Annotated in this window: 22 protein-coding genes; 11 read left to right on the top strand and 11 right to left on the bottom strand. The window is 34.2% G+C overall.

All coding sequences use genetic code 11. From position 1 onward, the window contains the following. Positions 1-2: 2 nt before the first annotated feature. Positions 3-1,274, bottom strand: coding sequence for a UDP-N-acetylmuramoyl-tripeptide--D-alanyl-D-alanine ligase (locus tag JI747_RS10810; protein ID WP_225688551.1), 1,272 nt, complete (start codon positions 1,272-1,274; stop codon positions 3-5). Between the two features lie 63 nt (positions 1,275-1,337). Then, on the bottom strand, positions 1,338-2,939 hold the full coding sequence (gene gldJ / locus JI747_RS10805; RefSeq protein WP_225688550.1) for a gliding motility lipoprotein GldJ: 1,602 nt from the start codon (positions 2,937-2,939) through the stop codon (positions 1,338-1,340). Between the two features lie 163 nt (positions 2,940-3,102). On the opposite strand from gldJ, the gene porU reads away from it, so the two are divergent. The 3 genes from porU (at position 3,103) to JI747_RS10790 (ending at position 10,583) form a co-directional block, all read left to right on the top strand. Continuing rightward, positions 3,103-6,999 carry a type IX secretion system sortase PorU gene (gene porU, locus JI747_RS10800; RefSeq protein ID WP_225688549.1) on the top strand — a complete coding sequence of 1,299 codons (3,897 nt, stop codon included), beginning with the start codon at positions 3,103-3,105 and terminating at the stop codon, positions 6,997-6,999. A gap of 61 nt (positions 7,000-7,060) precedes the next feature. Further along, entirely contained in the window at positions 7,061-8,224 is a 1,164-nt protein-coding gene (gene porV / locus JI747_RS10795) for a type IX secretion system outer membrane channel protein PorV (protein ID WP_225688544.1), read from the top strand. Positions 8,225-8,300: 76 nt separating this feature from the next. Continuing rightward, positions 8,301-10,583, top strand: a complete 2,283-nt coding sequence (locus JI747_RS10790; RefSeq protein WP_225688543.1) for an FUSC family protein — start codon at positions 8,301-8,303, stop codon at positions 10,581-10,583. On the opposite strand, the gene JI747_RS10785 is transcribed toward JI747_RS10790, so the two are convergent. Both JI747_RS10785 and JI747_RS10780 read right to left on the bottom strand, forming a co-directional pair. Beyond that, a complete protein-coding gene (locus JI747_RS10785; protein ID WP_225688542.1) occupies positions 10,564-11,178 on the bottom strand; it encodes a 4'-phosphopantetheinyl transferase family protein in 615 nt (204 codons plus the stop codon). The genes JI747_RS10790 and JI747_RS10785 overlap by 20 nt on opposite strands. A gap of 133 nt (positions 11,179-11,311) precedes the next feature. Beyond that, positions 11,312-11,842 carry a HugZ family pyridoxamine 5'-phosphate oxidase gene (locus JI747_RS10780; RefSeq protein ID WP_225688541.1) on the bottom strand — a complete coding sequence of 177 codons (531 nt, stop codon included), beginning with the start codon at positions 11,840-11,842 and terminating at the stop codon, positions 11,312-11,314. A 168-nt stretch (positions 11,843-12,010) separates the two neighbouring features. Between JI747_RS10780 and ahcY the strand changes: the two genes are divergently transcribed. From ahcY to yiaA, 3 genes are all read left to right on the top strand, one after another. After that, complete coding sequence (ahcY, locus tag JI747_RS10775; protein ID WP_225688540.1) at positions 12,011-13,324, top strand: adenosylhomocysteinase; 1,314 nt, start codon at positions 12,011-12,013, stop codon at positions 13,322-13,324. A gap of 206 nt (positions 13,325-13,530) precedes the next feature. Then, the gene (locus JI747_RS10770; protein ID WP_225688539.1) at positions 13,531-15,342 is read left to right on the top strand and encodes a BspA family leucine-rich repeat surface protein; all 1,812 of its coding nucleotides are present in this window, start codon (positions 13,531-13,533) and stop codon (positions 15,340-15,342) included. A gap of 115 nt (positions 15,343-15,457) precedes the next feature. Next, positions 15,458-15,850, top strand: a complete 393-nt coding sequence (gene yiaA / locus JI747_RS10765; RefSeq protein ID WP_225688538.1) for an inner membrane protein YiaA — start codon at positions 15,458-15,460, stop codon at positions 15,848-15,850. A 40-nt stretch (positions 15,851-15,890) separates the two neighbouring features. Here yiaA and purE read toward each other — a convergent pair whose 3' ends face one another. After that, positions 15,891-16,394 carry a 5-(carboxyamino)imidazole ribonucleotide mutase gene (gene purE / locus JI747_RS10760; protein ID WP_225688536.1) on the bottom strand — a complete coding sequence of 168 codons (504 nt, stop codon included), beginning with the start codon at positions 16,392-16,394 and terminating at the stop codon, positions 15,891-15,893. 153 nt (positions 16,395-16,547) lie between these two features. On the opposite strand from purE, the gene JI747_RS10755 reads away from it, so the two are divergent. The 3 genes from JI747_RS10755 (at position 16,548) to JI747_RS10745 (ending at position 18,869) form a co-directional block, all read left to right on the top strand. Further along, positions 16,548-17,453: a DMT family transporter gene (locus tag JI747_RS10755; protein ID WP_225689486.1), complete on the top strand. Its 906-nt coding sequence runs from the start codon at positions 16,548-16,550 to the stop codon at positions 17,451-17,453. A 185-nt stretch (positions 17,454-17,638) separates the two neighbouring features. Next, positions 17,639-18,502 (top strand): hypothetical protein, encoded by an 864-nt coding sequence (locus JI747_RS10750; RefSeq protein WP_225688534.1) that lies wholly within the window; start codon positions 17,639-17,641, stop codon positions 18,500-18,502. A gap of 7 nt (positions 18,503-18,509) precedes the next feature. Next, the gene (locus tag JI747_RS10745; RefSeq protein WP_225688532.1) at positions 18,510-18,869 is read left to right on the top strand and encodes a hypothetical protein; all 360 of its coding nucleotides are present in this window, start codon (positions 18,510-18,512) and stop codon (positions 18,867-18,869) included. A gap of 44 nt (positions 18,870-18,913) precedes the next feature. Here the strand turns inward: JI747_RS10745 and JI747_RS10740 are convergent, their stop codons facing one another. Next, positions 18,914-20,026, bottom strand: coding sequence for a 5-(carboxyamino)imidazole ribonucleotide synthase (locus JI747_RS10740; RefSeq protein WP_225688530.1), 1,113 nt, complete (start codon positions 20,024-20,026; stop codon positions 18,914-18,916). Positions 20,027-20,152: 126 nt separating this feature from the next. After that, positions 20,153-20,716, bottom strand: coding sequence for a DUF1543 domain-containing protein (locus JI747_RS10735; RefSeq protein WP_225688528.1), 564 nt, complete (start codon positions 20,714-20,716; stop codon positions 20,153-20,155). A 72-nt stretch (positions 20,717-20,788) separates the two neighbouring features. On the opposite strand from JI747_RS10735, the gene JI747_RS10730 reads away from it, so the two are divergent. Continuing rightward, positions 20,789-21,619 (top strand): sulfite exporter TauE/SafE family protein, encoded by an 831-nt coding sequence (locus JI747_RS10730; protein ID WP_225688526.1) that lies wholly within the window; start codon positions 20,789-20,791, stop codon positions 21,617-21,619. After that, positions 21,619-22,002 (top strand): DUF1634 domain-containing protein, encoded by a 384-nt coding sequence (locus JI747_RS10725; RefSeq protein ID WP_225688524.1) that lies wholly within the window; start codon positions 21,619-21,621, stop codon positions 22,000-22,002. The genes JI747_RS10730 and JI747_RS10725 overlap by 1 nt, the downstream gene beginning before the upstream one ends. Before the next feature lie 3 nt (positions 22,003-22,005). Here the strand turns inward: JI747_RS10725 and gloA2 are convergent, their stop codons facing one another. From gloA2 to JI747_RS10705, 4 genes are all read right to left on the bottom strand, one after another. Continuing rightward, entirely contained in the window at positions 22,006-22,383 is a 378-nt protein-coding gene (gene gloA2 / locus JI747_RS10720) for an SMU1112c/YaeR family gloxylase I-like metalloprotein (protein ID WP_225688522.1), read from the bottom strand. A 2-nt stretch (positions 22,384-22,385) separates the two neighbouring features. Next, the gene (locus tag JI747_RS10715) at positions 22,386-22,829 is read right to left on the bottom strand and encodes a nuclear transport factor 2 family protein (RefSeq protein WP_225688520.1); all 444 of its coding nucleotides are present in this window, start codon (positions 22,827-22,829) and stop codon (positions 22,386-22,388) included. 142 nt (positions 22,830-22,971) lie between these two features. After that, complete coding sequence (locus JI747_RS10710; protein WP_225688518.1) at positions 22,972-23,265, bottom strand: GIY-YIG nuclease family protein; 294 nt, start codon at positions 23,263-23,265, stop codon at positions 22,972-22,974. A gap of 170 nt (positions 23,266-23,435) precedes the next feature. Beyond that, entirely contained in the window at positions 23,436-24,494 is a 1,059-nt protein-coding gene (locus tag JI747_RS10705; protein ID WP_225688516.1) for a diphosphomevalonate/mevalonate 3,5-bisphosphate decarboxylase family protein, read from the bottom strand. Between the last annotated feature and the right edge of the window lie 27 nt (positions 24,495-24,521).

Raw genomic sequence — 24,521 nt, 5'->3', positions numbered from 1 at the left:
TCCTAAATAAAATCAATCGATTTTTCTAATGCAACTCCTCTTGAACCTTTTAACAGGATATTTTCGGACTGAATTTTATGTGATTTTAAATATTCAATCAATTCTGAAGTATTTTCAAAAGAGCTTACAGATGTATTGATCTTCTTGAAGTTTTTCCCTACTGTAATAATTTCATTAAATCCTAGTTCCTGAGCTAAATTAAGAATAGTCTGATGTTCTTTTTCACTCTCCTCTCCCAGTTCCAACATATCACCGATAATGATGGTTTTTGAACCTTCAAAAGTAATAAAGTTATGCAGAGAAGCTATCATTGAACTCGGATTGGCATTGTAGGTATCCAATACCAGAGTTCTCCCTTCTTTTTTAACAACCTGAGAACGCATATTGGTGGGAGTATAGTTTTCAATTGCATTTTTAATTTGCATGAAATCAATACCAAAGTGAAATCCTAAACTTGCTGCTGCACAAAGATTGGTAAAGTTGTATTCTCCTGTCAGCTTTGAAACAGCTTTTTGATTGTTATAAATCACCCCTACAAAATGCTCTTCAGAAAATAATCTAAACTGATAATCGGAATTTTCTTTTCCAAAAGTAATTTTAGGTGAATAGTTCTCCGTTTTTTCAACCTGAATAGGATCATTTTCATTGACAACAATGGTTTCATTGTGATTTTTAAGATAATCATACAATTCTGATTTTCCTTTAATCACTCCTTCAAAGCCCCCAAAACCTTCTAAATGCGCTTTTCCAAAATTAGTAATATATCCAAAATTCGGTTGAGATATAGAACAAAGAAGCTCAATCTCCTTTTGATGATTAGCTCCCATTTCAATTACCGCCATTTCATGTTCTGACTTAATAGACAGAATGGTTAATGGAACTCCAATATGGTTATTCAGATTTCCAAAAGTATACTGAACATTGAATTTTTCTGATAGAACTGCGTGAATTATTTCTTTTGTAGTCGTTTTCCCGTTACTTCCTGTAAGGCCAATAATTGGAATCTGCAGTTGATTTCTATGGTAAATTGCCAGCTTTTGTAAAAAATCCAGCGTTGACGGAACATAGAAAATATTTCTTTCTTCGTTTTCAAAATCTTTTTGCTCTACAATAACTGCTAAAGCTCCCTCATCAATGGCTTTCTCAGCAAAAGTTGCCGCATTGAAATTTTCTCCTGAAAAAGCAAAGAAAATATCATTAGTTCCTATTTTTCTGCTGTCAATAACTGCCTTTTCGGATCTTAAAAATAAAGGGTAAAACTGTTCTACATTCATACATCAAAAATAAAAAAACCTTCCAAAATTTTGGAAGGTTTTTTAAATTTATTTTGATAAATATTATCTTCTAGTTCTATTCTTATCATTAGTTCTAGCATCCTGAGCTACACGGAATCCAACCCAGCCATACGCTGTATTTTGATTCTTGTATCTTCTTTGTCCCGGATCTAACCAATAAGCAGTGTCTTGCCAAGAACCTCCTTTTACTACTCTTACATCGTTAGAGATAGCAGATGTTCTGTCTTTTGTATCTTTCTTTAAAATTACTTTACCGTTTGCATCTACAATGAATCTCTGCTTAGGAGAATTGTACATATCATAAGTAGTAGCAGAATCTGCAGCATTTCTATAGTCTAGAGAAGATTGTCTATCACCATCTCTGTAGTTTCTATAGTCTGCAATTGTTTGTCTTTCGAATTGACCTGGTAAGTTTCTGTAAACTAATCTACCATCAGCCAATGTATCATATTTGATGTTGCTTTCGTCAACCATTTTGTAAGTACCGTCTCCGTTTCTTACAATTGCCTGAGGCATATTTCCTCTATAATAGTTGAAATCACTGTAATCTTCATCAATAATAGGTCTGTAAACATCTGCCGTCCATTCTGAAACGTTTCCGTACATACCATAGATACCGATATCGTTAGAAGGATATTTTCTTACGTCAGCTGTCAAAGCAGATCCGTCGTTTTTCCATCCTGCAGGTCCAGAGTAGTCACCTTTACCTTGTTTGAAGTTTTCAAGTAACATTCCTTTTTCTCTACCTTTAGTTCCTCTCAATCTTTCGATTCCAGGAGCTTTACCTTGGTAGTTGTTATATTCTCTGTTTTTCTCCATTCCAAGAGCTGCATATTCCCATTCTACTTCAGTAGGAAGTCTGAATTTTTGAACCATTGCAGAACCAGGAGAAGCATTAGCAGCAAGAAGTCTTTGGTTGGTAGTTTTCATACCAGATTTTTGCTGTTTTCTCTGCTGATTAATATATCCTTGCATTTCCGGATCATTCGATTTGAATTTATCCATATTGAAAGCTGTACCACCTTGGTTATTAGATTCATTGATATATAAATCTTTTGCGATGATACCAGCATTCATTAATGCTTTTTCGTTTGCTCTATCTGTTAACCACTCACAATATCTGTTTGCTTGCGTCCAAGAAACTCCAACTACAGGATAGTAGTCATATTCCGGAGAACGGAAATATGTTTCGTTGAAATCGTTTCTAGATAGTTTGTTATCCCATAACAAAGTATCTGGCAAAGCACCATTGTAAATTTCTTTGAAACTTGGATCACTTGGAGGGAATACATACTTCAACCATGTAAGGTATTCGCGGTATTCATAGTTAGTAATTTCAGTTTCACCGATAAAGAATGAACTTACCTGCATTCTACGAGGTGAGTTATTCCAGTCATGCATAACATCATCTTTCACTAATCCCATTGTAAAAGTTCCACCTTCTACATATACCATTCCCGGCCACCCTTTTTGCTGTTGTTGCTTTCCTGCAAAAAACCAACCCTGTTTTTCGTTTGGCTTCCAACCTGTCTTGCTGACAAATTTTTTAGTACCACCTCCTTTGCTGGTACCCGAACCTCCACAACTGGTTAATGCAAGTGTAGAACTCAATGCTATTAATGAAAACAACTTTAGTTTTTTCATAGTCGATTTAAATATTTTCAAAGTACAAAGAAAAAATAAATTATTCAATAAATCAAGTAAAGATTTGATTTTTTTGAAAAACGATAACAAATTAATTTTATTGTATCACAATTTAATTATAAATTTTCATTTATTTTGTAATTCAGAAATTTCAATAATAAATATGAGACAAAAAGTATCGCTTTTATTCCTATTCGCTTTTGTATCATCCCTTTGGGCTCAAAGAACATCCATTGAATGGAGCGGCTCTAAAATCCAAGACTTTGGTGAAACAAAACTGAATCTCCCAAATTTCAAAAACGAGGGGTTTTCATTTGGCCAAAATAATATTTTTATATCAACTAGACAAAAAATAGGGGAAAGAGATTTAAAAGTTTCAAAATTGAACTGGGAGACCGTTTCTCTCAAAGAATTGTACGAGATTAATAAGGATCTTCTTCCTACTAATGACATTGCAGATATAAGCTATTATTACTTCGAAGGCGAAAGATATGCGAGTATTTCTGTTGCCTTATTCAAGAGAGAGAAAGGAAAGGTATTAAGACTTGCTTCATTTGATGTAAATGAAACTACTATCAGTGCAAAAAACATCGCTGCTAAAGTGGGAAGTACAGTCAATCCGCTTTCTACCGGAACTTTTTATAAAATAAAAGTTGATAAATCGGGGATTTTTAAAATTACCACTCAATTTCTAAAAGACAATGGAATTAATCCGGCTAACATAAATCCTAAGAACTTCAGAATTTATGGAAACGGAGGAATCATGCTTCCTGAACATAATCAAGATGTGAGATACAGTGCTCTTCAGGAAAATGCCATTCAGGTAGCAGGAGAAGATGATGGCGTGTGGAATGATAATGATTACGCCATTTTTTACGCACAGGGACCTAATGGATATAATCTTTATGACAAATCAAACGGAAATGGTTTTAAGAGAATTGAAACAAGAAATAATGTAAGTAATAACTTAAAAAACATTTACGAAGATTATTCTTATTATTTTATCAACTTCGATAAAGGGGCAGGAAAAAGAGTCCAGTCAGCAGATATCAATCTTCCTACTACTCCGCTTATTACGAGGTACGATAATTACCAAGTAGTTAATAATGACCAAAAAAATCTTTTGAAAATTGGTAGAATCTGGGTGGAAGATTCTCCTTTCACTACTGATAAAGCAATCACTTTTACAACAAACTCACCAATACAGAGTGGAGATATAGTACGATACAAAGCACAGGTAATTGGATTTAAGTCCCAACAAAATTCAATTGAATTTAACATAAATAACCAAAACCCTGCAACAGGCGTTGTTCCTCCAAATGATCCAAACTATGCTTATGATTATCTTCCATTAAGATATGAAGGAACTTTAAATAATTTACAAGGAAACCAAATAACCCTTACCTGTAAGCCCAATATAAGTACAAATCCCAACGGAGTATTTTATTTTGACTATTTAGAAGTTCAATATAAAGAAAACTTAAGTTTTAACGGTTCACAAATGAATTTTAGAGACTTCTCCCTTGTAAGTGGAAGTAACACTTCTTATGGCTTCAGTATCAATAATGCTTCAAATATAGAACAAGTTTGGGATGTTACTGATATTACAAACGCTACTAGAAGAGTAAATAAAGCAACAGGAAATACTATTTTCAGTTTTGGCTATGTTGCTTCAGATTTGAATTTTAACAACGAGTTTGTAGCTTTCAGAGCTGATGCAGCTTATTCACCTCAATTTGTAGAAAGAATCGGAAATCAAAATCTATCCGGATTACAAAATGTAGATTATCTAATCCTTACCACTCCTGAAATGATGGGACAGGCTCAAAGATTAGCAAATTATCATCAAACAAAGAATAGCTTCAATGTGCAGATAGTAGATATTAATAAAATCTATAATGAGTTTGGGAGCGGAAGCAGGGATCTTACCGCGATCAGAGATTTTGTGACTAAACTTAATACCCCATCGGGAAGTTTAAAATATGTTTTTTTATTAGGAGATGCTTCTTATGACTATAAAAACAGAATTTCAAACAATACGAATATTGTTCCAAGTTACCAAAGTGAAGATTCTCAAGATTTTGTAAGCTCTTTTGTTACAGATGATTATATTGTAATGACAAGTCCACAACCTTTAAGCAATATATTTATTTACAACAATTTACCAGATCTTCCTGTAGGTAGAATCCCTGCTGCCAATGTAACAGAAGCAACCAATATGATGGATAAAACATTGGCATATTATAACTCTTTGTCCGGTCAATCTACTCCTTTTGGAGAATGGAAAATGAAACTTGATTTTGTTGTAGATGATGATAACGATGGTGGTGTTCCATTCCATACGGTAGTGAATAACACTTTATCTAGTACATTTGAAACAGGAACCAATCTTAAAGAATACAATGTAAGAAAATTATATTTAGACGCATTCCAAGCTCAAAGTACTGCAGGAGGGCAGCGTTATCCACAAGTAAATCAAGCAATATCCAATGATATAGGAAATAGTCTTTATCTTTTCTATTTCGGGCATGGAGGAATCAATGGTTGGTCACAGGAAAGAGTTTTAACCTCTGATGAAGTACAAAACGCTAATAATTTTTCTACTGTTTACAGTAGATTCCCATTCGTTTCAACCATTACCTGTGAGTTTACGCTTTGGGATGAACCTAGTACTTTTTCTGTAGGTGAGCAATTTATAAAGCTAAAGCAAGGAGGTGCTGCTGCTATGATTACCTCAAGCCGTGCAGTAGGCGTAGATTATGGTATAAAGTTTACTAATCTTTACACTCAAGAAATGTTTAAGCTTACCAATGATGACTTTATCACGATTGGAAATGCACACTTAAATGCAAAAAAACTTAAACCCGGAGATTCTAACCACTTAAAAGTAAATTTTCTGGGAGATCCTGCTATGAAATTAAGCAGGCCTCAAAGACTATTAGTAATAGACAATATAGAAACTCCCGTTCCCGGATTAATAAGAGGTCTTGATTTTGTGAAAATAAAAGGGCACATCAATAATCCGAATGGAAGTACCAATACGACTTTCAACGGAAGAGTTGTGATCAACATTTTTGATAAAAGGCTTAATAAATCTACATTAAACAATGATGGAAATCTAACGCCTATTTTGAATTACACAGAAGAAGGAAGTGCTATTGTAAAAGCTTCAGGAACGGCTGTAAACGGAGTATTTAACATTGAGTTTTATGTTCCGAAAGACATTAATTATGCAGTAGGTCAAGGTAGATTATTAGGATATGCAGACAATAAAGCGACTGACGTCTTCAACAATCAGGCAGTACAAGTAGGAGATATTAATCCTAATGGAATCAACGACAGTGAACCGCCAAAGGTAAAATTGTATATGAACAATACCAACTTCGCAGACGGTGGTATTACAGATCAGAATCCTATGTTGCTTGCTTGTGTTACCGATGATACAGGAATAAATTCTACAGGATCTGGTATTGGTCACGATATTACCGTATATTTAGACGGTCAAATTATCAATACCGTAGTACTGAACGATTTTTATTCATCAGGAGAAGGAAACGGATGTTTAAGTCCTAGCTTAGCAGATTATCAAAAAGGAAATGTAACCTACCCTTTCAGAAATCTAGCCATAGGGCAACATCAATTAACATTTAAAGTTTGGGACATAAACAATAATTCGACAACTAGTACGTTAAATTTTGAAGTTAAGGATGAAGCCGACCAGCATTTAATAATTAATAGACCATTAAACTGGCCGAATCCGTTTACTAATAAAACATATATTCAATTTGAGCATAATTGTGATGATATTTTAGATGTACACGTTCAAATTTATACCATAACAGGAAAATTAGTAAGAACTTTAACACAGGCAGTTGTTGCAGAACCTTTCCTACAGGGCTTTAGAACACCTCGCCAAGCAATAGAATGGGACGGAAAAGACGATTTTGGTGATACAGTAGCAAAAGGTACGTATATTTTTAAGATATTTGCAAAAAGTCAAAATCAAGAAAAATGTAAAGGAAGTGCTACAGCTGTAGAAAAAATGGTACTTTTGAAATAATTTTAAAATGACAAAAACAATAATATTAATAAAAAACTGATAATATATTAAAAGACAACATATGAATTTAACTACTAAACTGCTATTAGGAATAGGTTTAAGTGCTGGTTTTTTAGGCTATTCACAAGATCTGAGCAAGGTGAATCCTGTATTGACCGGAGCTCCTTTTCTAAGAATTGCACCAGACGCGAGAGCCGGAGGTATGGGAGATCAAGGGGTTGCTACTTCTCCCGATGCATTTTCTCAATTTTGGAATGCCGCAAAATACCCTTTTAGCAGAACAAGTTCTTCCTTTGGTATCAACTATACACCATATATGGGAAAACTTACTAATGATGTTTTCCTTCTTTATGCAGCTTTTCATAAGTTTTTAGGACAAGAAGAAAGGTCTACGATCTCTGCGAGTATTTATTATTTCAATATGGGAGAGGTTAACCTTACATCTTTCGTAGATAACCAAGTACAGTCTAATGGAGTTTCTAAACCCAACGAATTCTCGATTGACGTTGCTTATGGTCTAAAACTTTCAGACTCTTTCTCTGCTGCTGTTACAGGTAGATTCATCCGTTCAGATTTAGCCGGAGGATTCAACACCGATACAACATTAAAACCTGCTAACTCTTTTGCTGTAGATGTTTCTGCATACTATACATCTCCTAAATTTTCCAGCTTTGGAAATATGGATGGTAAATTGAATGGAGGTTTTGCACTCCAGAACTTAGGTCCTAAACTAGACTATACAGGTAATGAAGAATCTAGATCTTATCTTCCTACAATGGCAAGATTAGGTTTAGGATATGATATGTATCTTGATGATTTAAATAAAATTGGTCTTAGTGTAGAAGGTTCAAAAATTTTGGTTCCGGGTGCTGAATATATTGGAATTGATCCAAATACAAGACAGCCAATGTACGCAGTTCCGAATGTAGGGCCTATCGCAGGGATTGGGAAATCTTTCAAAAACAAAAACTCTATCATGATGAGTGGAGCATTAGAATATTCTTATGACAATGCTTTCGCTGTGAGAACAGGTTACTTCCACGAAAGTGAAGAACAGGGAGCAAGACAATATGCTACTGCAGGTATCGGATTAAAATACCGTTCTTTCGGACTTGATGTGTCTTACTTGATCAATATGTCTAAAATTAATACAGCCTTAGATAACACACTTCGTTTCGGTTTAACCTGGAACATCGGAGAAGAAACATCTAATGTAGATTATTAAATAAACATAATATAAAAGCTCAAAAAAGTCTCATTTTTATGAGGCTTTTTTCTTTTCCAATAATTATTTTTGTACTATGAACTATTCATCCGAGCTCAAAAAATTTGTCACCAGTCAATACGTGTATTCTGCCATCAGAATTACATTGGCGACAGTTTTGCCATGCTTAGTTCTTGCACACTTCGGAATTTTAAAAGAATACTTCCTGTTTCCTCTGGGAACAAGTTTTGTGGCTTTAACAGATCAACCTGGTCCTTTTATCCGTAGAAGAAATGCTTTAGCCTTTGCTATTATCTGCTTTATTGTCGTTGCCCTCATTGCGAGTTTGGTCATGACAGTTAAAATTCTTGTTTTTGCCGAGATCATCGTTTTCGGAATGTTCTTTTCCTTAATTGGCGTTTACGGACAAAGATTAGCCGCAGTAGGTTCACTTTCTTTGGTTGTACTTGCTATTTTTATTGATGGGCATCTTACCGGGGCTGATATTCTTAAAAGTTTATTGATTTTTGCTTCAGGCTGTATCTGGTTTTTATTAATATTCTTAATTGTAACAACCATTCAGCCTTATAAATTGGCAAGCCAGATGATCGGTGAAAACTATCTTCAACTCGCTGAGTTTTTAAAAATAAAAGCCAATTACTATCAAAAAAATCCGGATTTTGATAAACTTTCTATACAAGTTATTGCCAAGCAGATTGGAATAAAAAATCTGCAGGAAGATACGCGCGAGACAGTATTCAAGACAAGAACCATTGTCAACGAATCTACCACAACCAGCCGTTTGCTGATGTTGATGTTCCTGAATTCTATGGATCTTCACGAAAAGCTTATGACCTCTGAAAGTGATTATCAAAAATTACAGCAGAGTTTTGATGACAGTATGATCTTGGTCAACATTCATGATTATCTTAATCTGCTTGCCGACGAAATCACCAACATCGGAATCGCTCTTCAGATCGGAACCCGAGCAAAACCTATGTTTGATCTGGAACTGGAATTAAAAAACTTAAACCATCTTTATTTTGATTTAAGAAACGAACGCATCTCACCCGATAACTTTGAGAATTTCATGATTTTGCGCCAGATATTAATGCGTATCGATGAGATTACCAAAGAGATCAACGAAATATATAAGGTCTTTTCTCAAAATGTAAAGCTGGCAAAAAGTCTTTCTACAGGATTGGATCTTAGAAAATTTATGCCCAATGAAGAGAAACTTAATTTTAAAGTTTTAAGGAATAACATATCCTTTTCTTCATTGCATTTTCGTCATGCCTTAAGAATTACGATAGCTTTATTAGTAGGCTATTCCTTTTCATTATTTCAGTTTTTAGGAATTGGCCATACTTATTGGATCTTAATTACCATTACGGCAATTTTGAAACCCGCCTACTCCATCACCAAAAAAAGAAACCTGCTCCGTTTATACGGAACGATTGCCGGTGCCATCATTGCGTATGGAATTCTGCATTATGTACATATTAATGAGGTTTTGTTTACCATTCTTCTTTTAAGCATGGTGATGTGTTTCAGTTTCTTAAAAGGGAGATATTTTTGGGCCGTTTTATTTATGACCATCTATGTATTTCTGAGCTTCAATTTTTTAAGCCCCGGAAAGGTAAATATTATTTTCAAAGACAGAATTGTGGATACTATGATCGCCGGAATCATCGCTTCATTAGTTTCTTATGTTGTGCTTCCTGTTTGGGAACATACGCAGAATTTAGAATTAATGAAAAAATCTGCAGAATCTAATTTCCTTTATTTCCAAAGTGTGATCTCCAAATTCCTGGAGGAAGATTTTGATATTGAAGATTATAAAATGAAACGTAAAAATGCAATCATTTCATTAGCCAATCTTTCCGACAGCTTTCAGAGAATGATTTCTGAGCCTAAAAATCAGCAGAAAAAACTGGAGGTCGTTCATCAGTTTGTGGCAACTTCTCATTTGATTACCGCTTATACCGCCTCTCTTTCCCAATATATAAAAAATGATGAAAAATATCCTGAAATAGATGCAGAAGGATGGGGTAAAAAAATAGAGGCAGAACTTCAGCAGGTTTCCAATCTTTTGAATGGAGATACCATCAGTGAGTCTTTGAAAATGGAAAGCCGTATCGAGCCCGAAGATTCTTCTTTTGATGATTTAATTTCAAAAAGAAAAACTGAACTTGCAGACCATGAGGCTAGAAACCAAAGAGACCCCAACAAAATTTCGCACTTGACCGAACTGAAAAACGTTCACGATATTTTAGAACTTATTTATGATGTGGCGAAAGAACAGCGAAAAGTGATTGAAAAATACAGAAACGAATCAGAAAATGAGACCGCTTCTGAGATTATTCCTCAACAATCGTAAAACAATAGTCATCAAAAAACTCCACTCTGGCTTTTAATTCATCAGAGATCTGATCATCATGTACCCTGCATTTTATCTGATAAAGATGTTTTAATTCAAACGGTCGAACTTCGTAGTGTTTTTTCAAAGACCAGTGTTTGGAATGATGAATTTTATACATACTTTCTTTCACGCTCCAAATGATCGTGTAAAAAGTAACTTCATTATCAAAAGGAATAAATCCTCTCTCATTCTCGTAAGTAAACTTATCAATTACCCTTAAAATCTTAGGATTGAATCTCTCCAAATCAATCCCTATTTTATTTTTAGAAATGGCAATCGCAGCAAAAGGAAAAGAATGGGTGATAGAAATCTCGGCATCTTTTGGGGAAAGAAAAGGTTCTCTTTCTTTATATAGAATTTTTGAATTGGGTTTCAGCCCTTTCAATAGTTTTCGAACCATTAATACCTCCAATAGTTTTTTCGGATGATAATCTTTCACTTTTTCAGCATTTTCAGGCTCTAAAAGTTGATGAATGTCCAAGTCTTCAGTTTCATCGTATTTCCATACGAGAATAGTGGCGTTGTCATCAGAAAAATCGCGATAAAGAGGCATTGAATGATTTTATTCTGTAAAAGTAATAAAAAAGATAATGATTCCCAATTTGATACAATCAGTAAGGTTTCATCATAAAAATGGGTTGATTCATTTCTGAAAAAACCCATTTTATTTATCTATATACTTGAATTTATTTTGTCTGATGATTCACATCATTTCTGTGCTCCATAATTTCAAGATTTTCATCTACGAAATAGGCACTTCCGAATCCGTTCACATAAGAACCTTTCACCGGATGAAGCCCGATTAAAATAAAATCTTTCATTTCAGCAATTACATCTACTACTTTCCCATGAGTTTCTTTTAATTGAGAAACAACCGTATTCCATGTTTCAGAATCTCTTTCAACTTGAGAAGTTGATGCTTCGATTGTTAATCTTTCACGAGCGTAAATTTGCTTTGTTGCAGATTCGTCTTCAATAAACATTACTGAAGTTTTTCTCCCGTCCGCAAGATTTTTAGTATGTTTTGCCATGAATGAAACCAAGATATAGAACGTATTCTCCACCTGTACAAATGGTGCGTAGCTGGAATTAGGAGTTCCTTCTGCATCTACCGTTGCCAAAATTACACTTTTACTTCTCCCAATTAATTCCTTTACTTTCGGTGCTAATGGTTTTGCCTGTCTTTGAGCTTCTTCCTGAGTATTTGTATGATTCATAATAATGATTTATTTCTACAAAAATAGTTTATTTAGAATAAAGAAAAATAATTTCAGGTATGTATAATTTCATATAATTGAATCTTATTCAGCGTTTTTATATCTAGATTATATGTTGTAATTTTGCAATTCGTTATAAACCGAATTTTAAAAAATTATTCATCAGATATGAGTACTACAACACAATACGTTCCTTATAAAGTAAAGGATATTTCCCTAGCAGAATGGGGAAGAAAAGAAATTACCCTTGCAGAAGCTGAAATGCCTGGTTTGATGGCTATCCGTGAAGAGTACGGTCCGTCTCAACCATTAAAAGGAGCAAGAATTGCAGGATGCCTTCACATGACGATCCAGACTGCAGTTTTGATCGAAACTTTGGTTGCTCTTGGAGCTGAAGTTACCTGGTCTTCTTGTAATATTTTCTCTACTCAGGATCACGCTGCTGCTGCTATTGCTGCTGCAGGAATTCCTGTTTATGCATGGAAAGGTCTTAATGAAGAGGAATTCGACTGGTGTATTGAGCAGACTTTATTCTTTGGTGAAGACAGAAAACCATTGAACATGATCTTGGATGATGGTGGAGATTTAACCAACATGGTTTTTGATAAATATCCTGAATTCACAAAAGATATCAAAGGACTTTCTGAAGAAACTACAACCGGAGTTCACAGATTGTACGAAAGAATGAAGAACGGAACTTTGGTAATGCCTGCAATCAACGTAAACGATTCAGTAACTAAATCTAAATTCGACAACAAATACGGGTGTAAAGAATCTGCAGTAGATGCTGTAAGAAGAGCTACAGACGTAATGTTGGCTGGAAAAAGAGTGGTAGTTTGCGGATACGGAGACGTAGGTAAAGGGACGGCTGCTTCTTTCAGAGGAGCGGGTTCTATCGTTACTGTAACTGAAATTGACCCAATTTGTGCTCTACAGGCTGCAATGGACGGTTATGAAGTAAAAAGATTAGATACTGTGGTTGATAACGCAGATATCGTAATCACGACTACAGGTAACTTCAACATTGTAAGAAAAGAACATTTCTTAAAATTAAAAGATAAAGCGATCGTTTGTAACATCGGGCACTTCGATAACGAAATCGATATGGCTTGGTTAAATGAAAACTATGGCCACACGAAATCTGAAGTTAAGCCACAAGTTGACATCTACACCATTGAAGGTAAAGAAGTAATCATTCTTGCTGAAGGTAGATTGGTAAACTTAGGTTGTGCTACAGGTCACCCATCTTTCGTAATGTCAAATTCTTTCTCTAACCAGACGTTGGCTCAGATCGAACTTTGGAACAACTCTGCAGCTTACGGAAACGAAGTATATATGTTACCTAAGCATTTAGATGAAAAAGTTGCTGCTCTTCACCTTAAGAAATTAAGCGTAGAATTGGAAACTCTTTCTCCTGAACAGGCTGAATATATCGGTGTAGATGTGAAAGGACCATTCAAACCTGAATATTACAGATACTAATATTTTCTAATTTTAGTCAATAATAAAAACTCTCCAATAACTTGGAGAGTTTTTTTGTTTTTAATCATAAGATAGTTAAAATGTAAAGAATCTTTCCCATTCGGTAAGAAATACCTAATAAAAATTCAACATCAATAAAAAACATATATTAAATATTCATTAAATAAGTTATTTTTACAAAACAATTCATCACTAAATATTGAAATATGTTTAAAAAACTATTAACTGTTCTCTTATTTTCATTACTTTTTCAAAGCATTTCAGCCCAAAATGAGTTCATCACCATCTGGAAACCTAATATGATTTCCAACATGGTTGTTACAGCTCCTTATCCTGCAGGTTCTAATCAAATATGGTTTCCCGGAATTGGCAGCAACTATACTATAAACTGGGAAGAGGTAGGCTACCCTTCTCACAACGGCACCATGAATAATGTAACATCTACTGCACAGGTGTTAATCGATTTTGGAACTTCATTAAATCCTACTACTGCTCAAGCAACCTATAAAGTAAAAGTAAGTAACGGAAACGGATCTTTTCAGAAGATGCTTCCCTCTGAAATTGGAACAACCGGGTGGATATTTAATGGGAACATTGATAAGCTAATGGAGATTTCACAATGGGGAAACATTCAATGGACTTCTATGAATAATGCTTTTGCCAACTGTTACAATGTTAAAAATACAGCATCAGACATACCCAATTTATCTAATGTTACCGATATGTCTGGAATGTTCAGAAATGCTACCAATTTCACATCCATTATTTCAATAAACAACTGGGATACTTCGTCAGTTCAAGATATGTCTTATTTATTCTCCGCAACATTAGTATTTAACTCTCCTCTTGGGAATTGGAATACTTCCAATGTTACTACTATGTCGAATATGTTTTCGAATGCAAAAATTTTTAATCAGCCTCTAAACACTTGGCAGACTTCTAAAGTGACAGATATGACCGCGTTGTTTAAGGGCGCACAAGCATTTGATCAGCCTTTAAATAATTGGAATACCTCAATGGTTACAAGTTTGGTCGATATTTTTAGCAATGCAAAAGTATTTAATCAGCCAATTAATAGTTGGGATACTTCAAAAGTTACCGATCTTACCGGAGCTTTTGGGTTTGCAACGAATTTTAATCAACCTTTAAATAACTGGAACACTTCAAATGTCACAAAGCTTACCCGGACTTTTATAGGTGCGGTACTTTTTAATCAGAATATCAATAGCTGGAATACATCAAAAGTTACCGATATGTCTTATACCTTCTCGGAAGCTATGGCGTACAATCAGCCATTATCATCATGGGATACTTCTCAGGTTACCAATATCTCTTATATGTTTCATTTTATTCCTGTCTTTAATCAGCCAATCGGAAACTGGAACACAGGAAAGGTAACCAATATGGAGCATATTCTTCACGCATGTACTGCTTTCAATCAATCATTAGAAGATTGGGATGTTCACGCTGTCACCAATATGGATGTCATGTTCACTTCAGCAACTTCGTTCAACTATCCTTTAGAAAAATGGAATCTCAACTCATTGACAACTGCTGCCGTAATGATCAATTCAGCAGGAATGGATTGCGTTAATTACAGCAAAACGTTGGTTGGATGGGCTAATAACAGCAATACTCCTAACAATATAAATTTGGGGTTTGTTTCAGGTTTAACCTATTCAAACAATATAGCTTCTTATAGAGATACCCTTCTCAATTCAAAAGGATGGGCGTTTACCGGAGACATTTCTGGTGCGTGTGAATTTCATTTAGGTGTTTCAGACTATGAACATGATAATGAATTTTCGGTATATCCAAATCCTGCCACCGATGTTCTTTATCTTAAAAATATAAGAGATATTAAAAGTTACAAAATCCTTGATTTTAGCGGAAGAATTATCATACAGAATTCATTGAATAGTAATCATATTAGTATAAAAGAACTTAAAATCGGGAATTATATCCTGATGATCACTACTTCTGATAAGACCTATACTGTCAAATTTATAAAACAGTAAAAATGTAGTTGAATGTGGTTTCTTACTTTCTTACAATAAAGTTTCTGAACCCAAATTATCATAAACAGTCAAATAAAAATGATATATTTGAAACCTTTAACAAAAACATATATAAATGAAAAAACAAGGAGTATCGAATGCATTTGTTGCAGCATCCTGGATTGCTTTAGGAGCAGGAATGATTGGTTTTATCGTAGGTTTAGTAAGAGCTGAAATGCAGCTTAATGAAAAAGGGTATTATTTTACCATTTTATTATACGGTCTGTTTGCCGTGGTTTCTCTCCAGAAAGCTGTCCGTGATAAATTAGAAAATATTAAAGTAACCGATATTTATTACGGTATCTGTTGGTTTGCTACTTTATCATCCATTATTTTGTTAGCTATCGGATTATGGAATGCCACGATCCTGCCAAGCGAAAAAGGATTCTACGGATTTGCCTTTTTACTGGCTCTTTTCGGAGCAATTGCGGTCCAGAAAAATACAAGAGACAATATGATTCAGGAATAAAAAGAAAACTCTCCAATTACGGAGAGTTTTTTTATTTTAATTATTTATCGTAGTGATTAGGATGTTTGGCTTTAATATCATCCACTGTTCCCAACACTTTATCTTTCAAAGAATCCTGATATTTCTGAAGATTTTCCGCAACATTTTCATCAGAAGTCCCCAAGATCTTTACAGCCAAAATCCCTGCATTCAAAGCTCCGTTTAATGCAACTGTTGCTACAGGAATTCCTCCCGGCATCTGAAGAATCGACAGAACAGAATCCCATCCGTCAATAGAATTGCTTGATAAAATAGGAACACCAATTACAGGCAATGTAGTACAGCTTGCTACCATTCCCGGTAAATGTGCTGCTCCTCCAGCTCCTGCAATAATCACTTTTAATCCTCTTTCTTTTGCTGTTTTTGCATATTCAAACATTCTTTCCGGTGTTCTGTGCGCTGAAACTACCGTTAATTCATACGGAATGTCTAAAGATTTCAAAAAATTTGCAGCCAGTTCCATGATTGGTAAGTCACTCTGACTCCCCATAATAATTCCTACCATCGTCAATTTATTAGATGTTCAAAGATAAAGAATTAATGACTCTCAATGCAAAAAAGCAAAATCCAAATTCTGTTCCCTAAAAAACATTCTCAACTGTACCCATTTGCTTCACTCCAAAATAAATATATTTGTCAGTTACATTTATACCAACCATTGAAAGATTACAAACTTCTTTTTGCTGTTCTTACCGTTGCCGTTGTTTGGGGAACGACATTTTTAGCCATTCGTGTTGCTGTAGAAACCATTCCGGCCTGGTTTGTTGCTGGTATCCGTCAATTTCTGGCTGCCGTTATCATGTTTTTGATATTAATCTATAAAAAACAATTCCGATGGATTGGCTGGCAAAATTTAAAACTCCAGATTATTTTCTCAATCCTCATGCTAGTTATCGCCAACGGAATGACGACCGTAGCAGAAGAAACAGTTTCCAGCAGTTTAGCTTCATTGATTAACGCTGCCTCTCCTATTCTGGTATTTTTAGGAAGTGTAGCCATTGGTCTGCAAAAATTTAGTTATAGAGCTTTAACAGGAGTTCTATTATGCTTCAGCGGAATTCTTTTTATTTTTTGGGATGGTTTAAAAGATTTGGCAAATCCTGATTATAAAATGGGGATTATCTTTCTTTTCTGTGCTATTTCAGGATGGGCTTCAGGAACTATTTTCACTAAAAAACTGAATATACAGACCGGTAATATTTCTTTAAATTTATTTTATCAGTTTTTATTCGCAGGAATTGTACAAATTATTTTTGCGTTCATCTTTTCGGACCACTACAATTTTGAAAACTGGTCAATAAAAAGTATCTCAGCTATGATTTATCTTGCTGTTTTCGGTTCTGTGGCCGCTTTTTTTGCCTTTCATTATGCACTGACAAAAATTTCACCTGTTCAGGTTTCCATCATGGCTTATGTAAATACGATCATCGCAATCTTTTTAGGCTGGCTGATTTTAGATGAAAATATTTCCGCTAAATTTATCATTGCGACGGTTTTGATTATCTTAGGCGTGTTTATTATTAATTATAAACCGGAGATGTTTAGAAAGCAAAAAATTGAGTAATAAAAAAATAGTTTTATACTTTCAAGAGACTTACTTCTTATTTTCAATTAATTACAAGAAAAATTTAAAAAAAAGGATTTAAACAATTAAGTTAAGAATATTAAAATTCTATAAATTATTTTGATAAAAAATAAAATTAAGCTGAACACATTTATATTTGTAGCTTGAAATTAGTTAAATAAACCATGAAAAAAATTATTTTAATCTTTACTCTATCCTTCTCATTACATTTACTTTCACAAACAGATAAAAACGGTAACCCTGTTTTTAATTCAATTACAATTTCTGAAGAAAAAATAAATGATTATCAATTAAATTCTAATTACTATACATTATCAAATAACATTAATAATAAAAATTCTTCTGTTTTCATAGATGAAAAACCTACATTAGATCAGATTGAAGCAGCAGCAACAAAGCTTCCTTCAGATTTCTTCATGATTATTAAGGATAATTCTCCTGTAAATATGGTAATGATAGCAGATAAGCCAGAGCAAAGAGTTTTCTTTATAATTAATCCAGCAACTGGAAATAATGAAATTTTACCTTGTGATATCAAAGGTGATATTACAGAAAACAGAGCTAAAGAAATTATTGAACAAAAGTTTGATAAAAATGCTAAAATAACAGGGAATAAATTATTCTTTAATAATAAAGAATTTGAAATCATAGGTAACAATGAGATTAAATCTAAGGTGAAAAATCTTATCAAAGATAAAAAGTTAAATGAGGGGAAATCTTCAGAAATAAAAATCATGGATAAAAGCCTTCTCAAAAAAATGATTATTGAAGAGTCTAAAGATGGAGGAAAACTAGATTTTTTCTCAGAAATCAAAGGTCATGAAATGGATGCAGTTCAGATAAAAAAAGGAGTTTTCACAACAAATTTGGGTATTGCTCTCTACAAATGGGGACGTGAAAATTACGAATTGGGAGTAAATACTCTAGATGACGCATTAAAAATTTGGGAAGAAATAAAGAATAGAAAACCCAACCAAAGAGAAGCCGAATATATAAAAATGGGATTCAACAAAGAACTTGAAAAGTAGTGTTCAAATGAAAAAAATCTTTACAACTCTTGCCTCACTTCTACTTATACTCATCATTTCAATTACAATCTACTGGAATTTACCCATTGAAATCACCAGGAAATCTGACATCGAGGCTGGAAATACAATTATTAAAAACATCGAAGCTTATCAGAAAGCAAACGGTAAACTTCCTGAAAACAATGATTGGAAAACACTAAAGAAACTAGGTTTTAATTTAGAGAGTTCTGTATCTTATCTCAGTTATGCAACAGATAATCAGGGTAATTTTGAACTGGCTTACCTGGAAGGCTTTGATGGGCCTTATTTATTATGGAATTCCAAAGAACGAAAATGGACCATTGATCAGCCCAAAATCTACAAATAAAAAAGACTGCTCTTCAGCAGTCTTTTTCAATATCATACGTTAGATTATTCAGAAATCACTCTTACCATTCCTTTCACCATCACCAATTTCTCCATCAGCTCTTCTCTGGAATCTGCCAATACATTGATGTGGCCCATTTTTCTTCCCGGTTTGGTCTCTGTTTTTCCGTAAAGATGAATGTACGTTTCAGGAAGTCTCAATACCTCTTCCATTCCTTCGTAAACTACTTTACCTGAAAAACCTTCTGCTCCGACTAAATTCAGCATTCCGCTGTAGATAATCGCATCTGTATCTGCCAAAGGTAAGTTTTTTACCACTCTGTACATTTGCTCAAACTGAGAATTCGCATTCCCTTCCTGACTTTGATGTCCTGAATTATGCAATCTTGGTGCTGTTTCATTTACCCAAACTTTTCCTTCTTTATCTAAAAATAATTCGATCGCAAAAAGTCCTGGAGAATTTACAGCGTTCAGGAATTTTTCTGTGATAGCATTAATTTGCTCTTCAATCTCTTCTTCTAAAAAAACAGGACAAACATTGAAGTCCAATAAATTTAATTTAGGATCAGCAACCATCTCCGTTACAGGAAACGTTTTTGTTTCTCCGTTTTCGTTTCTTGCTACGATCACAGAAAGTTCTTTCTCGATATCAACCAGTTTTTCAATCACGGAGTCTTTTATCCAAAGATTTTTCATGTCTTCCGCATTACGGATCACCTGTACACCTTTTCCATCGTAGCCCCCTGTATTCATTTTTTGCACGAAAGGTAACGGCATTTTGATCTCATCAGAACTTCCGTCCATCACTTCAAATTCAGGACTTGGAATATCATAAGCTTTATAAAACTCTTTTTGAAGAATTTTCTGTTGAATGGTTTTAATAATCTTAGCATTCGGAACCACTTTTATCCCTTGGTTTTCCAACTTAGCCAAAGCATCTGCATTTACGTGCTCGATTTCAATGGTTACCACATCTTTGTCTTTACCAAAGTTTAAAACCGTTTCATAGTCATTGAAATTTCCTTGGGTAAAGTAAGAAATAGTATGGCAAGGCGCATCTGAAGCAGGATCCAGTGTATAAAATTCGTCATCGTATTTTAATGCTTCCTGAATCAGCATCCTTCCAAGCTGTCCTCCTCCTAAAATTCCTATTTTCATTTTTCTTTTATTTTTTCTATTAGATTTTCTTTGGTTTAAAACTTTTAAACGCAATGTTCGCAAAAGTTCTATTTAAATACTAAGTGTTTTTAATTTTGCAAAGGCGCTTCACTCAGCAAAAGTCTTTTATTTAATTTTATCAATGTTCAAATATCCTAACCCCATCGGATTTTTATGACCTTCTACATCTGTTTTCTTTAACACAATAGAATATTTCTCTTTCATTTTTTGAGGAAGAATGTCTGTTACGTTGAAAATATCATCAATATCAACTCCATGCTTATCATCAATATGGCTTACAGCTCCTTCAAACCCCATTGTTTTATAAAATTCGGTAGTTTTTGCTTTTTTGACAATATCTCCCATGGAGGTTCCAACCATCAGATGCTGCTCATGAAATTCTTCAAAAAATCCTTTTTTATAGCCTCCAAGATTAATAAAATACAGTTGCTCTTCGGAAGTTTTTTCACCTTTTTCTACGATTTCCACTTCATATCCATCCGCAAATTGCACTTCCTGATAACAGTCTAAATGAATCTTGCCTTCCGCTTCTTTCCAGAATTCTTTCATATCCGGAACCAGATCTTTTAAGCTTTCCGCAATTCCGAAAAATACATCATGCTGTTCAATATTCCTGCCTTTAGGAGTAGCACCGAGAATAATATAGAATAATTTCAGATCATTTTTCATGCTGCAAAAATACGTTAAATTTATCTTTTTTAAACGTTTGGCAGACTAGCGCAATAGTTTTATATTTGTAGCATGTCAGAAATCATTATTCTCTTCCTAGGAGCAATTTCGGCAGGACTTTTAGGTTCACTGACCGGTTTAGGAGGAGGAGTTATCATCATCCCCTTATTAACGCTGGGTTTCGGCGTTCCTATGCATTATGCAATTGGTGCTTCTTTAATCTCTGTAATCGGGACTTCTTCAGGAGCCGCCGTTGCTTTCGTAAAAGAAGGTTTTACCAATATGAGAATCGGAATGTTTTTAGAAATTGCCACCACCTCAGGAGCAATTATAGGAGCTTTAGTTTCAGGAATGTTGAATCCAAATACGATTGGGATTATTTTTGCCAGTATTCTTCTTCTGACTGTTATTTTAAATTTAAAAGGTAAACCAGATCACCAAGAACCTGTGGTAAAGGGCAGTCTTGAAGATAAATTAGAGTTGTACGGAACTTTTCCTGATAAAGGTGTTATAAAAAGCTATTCTGCAAGAAATACAGTACCCGGATTTTTGATGATGATGTTTGCCGGAGCAATGTCCGGTCTTTTGGGAATTGGTTCCGGAGCATTGAAGGTTTTAGCCATGGATAACATGATGAAATTACCTTTCAAAGTTTCTACTACTACCAGTAACTTTATGATTGGGGTAACTGCTGTAGCAAGTGCTTTGATCTACTTCCAAAGAGGAGAAATAATCCCTGCAATTGTAGCTCCTGTATTGGTCGGAGTAGTTGTGGGAAGTATTATAGGATCAAAAACACTGATGGTTTCAAAAACAAAAAAACTGAAAACATTTTTTGCCATTGTGATCACTATTTTGTCTGTGTATATGATGTATAAAGGTATTACTAAAAGCTTCAGCTAATGAAAAAGACTTTCACAGATGTAGACCTGAACCGCTCCGTCGGAAATCTTCTTAGATTGGGCGTTATTTTATCCGTTGCAACATCATTAATCGGTTTTGTCAAATTATTCTTAGAAGGCTTCAAAATGCCTGAAAAATACTCCAGTCTTGCTGTAGGATCTTCTTCCGAGAAAGTTTGGGGACAGTTTTGGAATTCTCTTTGTAAGGGAGAGGGATCCGCAATTATTCAGTTAGGAATTTTACTTTTAATTATTACTCCTTTAATGAGAATTATTTTTGCTTTAATCGGGTATTTAAAAGAAAAAGACTACGTGTATGTAGTCATTTCTTCGATTGTTTTGGCGATTATGGCAGTTAGCTTCTTTACGGGATACGCTCACTAATTTTTACATTTCATAAAACTCCAGAGGTAACTGATCGGGATCTTGGGTAAAGAAAAATTCTTTGCCTGTAAATTCGTCTATTCTTACCTCTTCGCAATTAAGTCCTTTTTGAATAAGTTCATCGCGCTTTTCATGCACACTTTCAACCGAAAATGCTAAATGCCTCAAACCGCAAGCTTCCGGACGTGAAGGTCTTGCCGGAGGATTTGGAAAAGAAAAAAGTTCAATAACATAATGATCTCCGATAGCAAGATCCAGCTTGTAAGATTGTCTTTCTTCACGATATACTTCACGAATAATATTCAGTCCTAAAATTTCTGTATAAAATTTTTTGGAAACTTCGTAGTCAGAGCCAATGATGGCAATATGATGGATTTTCATTTTTATTTAATTTCTTTACAGTTATCCTTTCTTCTTGTATCAATTATATATTGGATTTTCCACTCTTCATTTTGTTTTACCAACTGAAAGCTATTGGCTCCGCAATGTGAAAATTTGCCTTTAAAATAAAATGAATACGGTGTAAAAACACTTGCGAGATTTCCGTCTATATGAATGGCTTCAATGGTAATTTTTTCATCAAGATCACCTTTTTCTGTTTTAGAAATTGAAGTTATAAATTCCTTTATGTCTTCAGTTTTCACTCCAGTTTTTGTAATCGTCTGAAAAATTGCAGAGTCAGAAAAAGCTGAATTCAATAATTCCGGATCAGCATTTTTCATTCCTAAAAATAAGTTTCGGATGGGCTTTTCGATTTCCTGATTCTGATTTTGCTGTCCGAAGCAAAAACTTCCGGACAATAAAGCAATGGCAAAGATTTTATTCATTTTATTCTGTTTGAATCCGATGAATAAAAATAAGGAAATTTTCTTTTATTACTATTTTAAACTTTACTAAAGAACTTACTATTTTGTCATTCCGTAGGAATCTAAGTTATCTTTTTTACAGTATATCTTCAAATAAGTAATTCTAAAAATCTAAATTAGGATTTACGGATCTTATTAATTCTAACTTTTTATTTCTTGAAAAATTTTTAATCTCTTTTTCTCTTTCAATTGCCTGCTGAACCCAACCAAATTTCTCATAATAAATTAAAAATTCGACATTATACCTTGCAGTAAAACTACTTGAATTTTGCCTTATTGAATGTTGATATAAACGTTGATGCAAATTTCCGGTCACACCTGTATACAAAACAGTTTTTCTTTTGTTTGTGAGAATATAAACATAGTAATTATAAATTCCCTCTGAAAATTCTATCATCTGTGTTATGTTTTAAAATTGTAAAAAGGCTTAGATTCCTACGGAATGACAAATACCATTATCACATCTAATATAACGCAAACTTGTCATTCCGTTGGAATCTAAATTAGCATTAAATAAAAAAACGGACTAAAAAGCCCGCTTTATTTTATATTTAAATTCATTAAAATCTAAAACCTCATCACATCTTTCACCACTCCATTTTTCTGAGTAAATGGTAGAAGCTCCTGATTGATAAAGTCTTCAATTTTGTTTTGTTCCAGATCATTCGGGAAAAGCAAATGTACATTCGCACCAGCATCAAGTGTAAAAAACAACGGTAAGCCGGTAATTCTTCTGAAATCCCAAACTTTGTTTATCACTTCCAACGTCCCTGTCTTCATGAGAATAAATGCGGGATCACTCATCATCATCATCGCGTGAAGTGTTAATGCTTCATGTTCTACCAGTTTGATAAAGCCATGCATATCTCCGTTTCTCAGGATTTCTTTCATAGGCTCGAAATTTTCTCTCGCTTCCAGAAATCTTCTTTCCGCATAAGGATTGGTATTCATCAAACCATGTCCCACCGTAGACGAAACACTTTTCTGTCCTTCATGGATCAGTAAAACCCAGTCATTAAAATTTTTGAAAACATCGTGAATTTCATCATTCGGATATTGTACCGCGAATAAATCTGAACTTCCTTTTACCTGAGATTCTCCCCAAACCACCAATCCATTGTACAAACTTCTGCATGCACTTCCACTTCCCAATCTTGCCAAAAATGATGCTTTTCTTAATGATTCTTCCTCAGAATCTTTTCCTGAAAAAAATTCATCCAGCTGCATCAGACATTTTGCAATTGCTCCAAATCCGGAAGCTGAACTTGCAATTCCTGAACTGTGAGGAAAGGTATTTTCTGTTCTAATGATATATTTCCCCTGTAAAATCCAAGGAAGATATTGCTCTATATTGTTAAAATATTTTTCTATTTTTTCAGCAAACTTAATTTCTTCATTTCCTGATAAAAAAGTCTGTACAGAAAACGGCTCATCCGCTAAAAACTCAACGGTTGTATTCGTTTTACAATGATTTAAGGTATAACTGATACTTGGGTTCGCCGGAATCTGATTGTCATATTTTCCCCAGTATTTGATCAGGGCAATATTTGACGGACAGCTTTCCGAAACCGTCTGATTATTTATTATAAAATCTTTTTTTCCTAAAAATTCCTGTGTCGTTACCATAATTGAGTTTAAATAATAAACTATATT

The sequence above is a fragment of the Chryseobacterium tagetis genome (assembly GCF_016735585.2).
Taxonomy (GTDB): domain Bacteria; phylum Bacteroidota; class Bacteroidia; order Flavobacteriales; family Weeksellaceae; genus Chryseobacterium; species Chryseobacterium tagetis.
The sequence above is the reverse complement of the archived record's forward strand: the minus strand, read 5'-3'. Positions and strand labels throughout refer to the sequence as shown.

What these genes read in the sequence shown, in the direction of transcription:
- JI747_RS10790 (WP_225688543.1), top strand. Translation starts at nt 8,301, where the DNA reads ATGAACTATTCATCCGAGCTCAAAAAATTTGTCACCAGTCAATACGTG.
- JI747_RS10710 (WP_225688518.1), bottom strand. Translation starts at nt 23,265, where the DNA reads ATGATAGAATTTTCAGAGGGAATTTATAATTACTATGTTTATATTCTC.
- JI747_RS10750 (WP_225688534.1), top strand. Translation starts at nt 17,639, where the DNA reads ATGAAAAAAATTATTTTAATCTTTACTCTATCCTTCTCATTACATTTA.
- porV (WP_225688544.1), top strand. Translation starts at nt 7,061, where the DNA reads ATGAATTTAACTACTAAACTGCTATTAGGAATAGGTTTAAGTGCTGGT.
- ahcY (WP_225688540.1), top strand. Translation starts at nt 12,011, where the DNA reads ATGAGTACTACAACACAATACGTTCCTTATAAAGTAAAGGATATTTCC.
- JI747_RS10770 (WP_225688539.1), top strand. Translation starts at nt 13,531, where the DNA reads ATGTTTAAAAAACTATTAACTGTTCTCTTATTTTCATTACTTTTTCAA.
- purE (WP_225688536.1), bottom strand. Translation starts at nt 16,394, where the DNA reads ATGGTAGGAATTATTATGGGGAGTCAGAGTGACTTACCAATCATGGAA.
- JI747_RS10725 (WP_225688524.1), top strand. Translation starts at nt 21,619, where the DNA reads ATGAAAAAGACTTTCACAGATGTAGACCTGAACCGCTCCGTCGGAAAT.
- porU (WP_225688549.1), top strand. Translation starts at nt 3,103, where the DNA reads ATGAGACAAAAAGTATCGCTTTTATTCCTATTCGCTTTTGTATCATCC.
- yiaA (WP_225688538.1), top strand. Translation starts at nt 15,458, where the DNA reads ATGAAAAAACAAGGAGTATCGAATGCATTTGTTGCAGCATCCTGGATT.
- JI747_RS10705 (WP_225688516.1), bottom strand. Translation starts at nt 24,494, where the DNA reads ATGGTAACGACACAGGAATTTTTAGGAAAAAAAGATTTTATAATAAAT.
- JI747_RS10785 (WP_225688542.1), bottom strand. Translation starts at nt 11,178, where the DNA reads ATGCCTCTTTATCGCGATTTTTCTGATGACAACGCCACTATTCTCGTA.
- JI747_RS10745 (WP_225688532.1), top strand. Translation starts at nt 18,510, where the DNA reads ATGAAAAAAATCTTTACAACTCTTGCCTCACTTCTACTTATACTCATC.
- JI747_RS10740 (WP_225688530.1), bottom strand. Translation starts at nt 20,026, where the DNA reads ATGAAAATAGGAATTTTAGGAGGAGGACAGCTTGGAAGGATGCTGATT.
- JI747_RS10780 (WP_225688541.1), bottom strand. Translation starts at nt 11,842, where the DNA reads ATGAATCATACAAATACTCAGGAAGAAGCTCAAAGACAGGCAAAACCA.
- JI747_RS10715 (WP_225688520.1), bottom strand. Translation starts at nt 22,829, where the DNA reads ATGAATAAAATCTTTGCCATTGCTTTATTGTCCGGAAGTTTTTGCTTC.
- JI747_RS10735 (WP_225688528.1), bottom strand. Translation starts at nt 20,716, where the DNA reads ATGAAAAATGATCTGAAATTATTCTATATTATTCTCGGTGCTACTCCT.
- gloA2 (WP_225688522.1), bottom strand. Translation starts at nt 22,383, where the DNA reads ATGAAAATCCATCATATTGCCATCATTGGCTCTGACTACGAAGTTTCC.
- JI747_RS10810 (WP_225688551.1), bottom strand. Translation starts at nt 1,274, where the DNA reads ATGAATGTAGAACAGTTTTACCCTTTATTTTTAAGATCCGAAAAGGCA.
- gldJ (WP_225688550.1), bottom strand. Translation starts at nt 2,939, where the DNA reads ATGAAAAAACTAAAGTTGTTTTCATTAATAGCATTGAGTTCTACACTT.
- JI747_RS10730 (WP_225688526.1), top strand. Translation starts at nt 20,789, where the DNA reads ATGTCAGAAATCATTATTCTCTTCCTAGGAGCAATTTCGGCAGGACTT.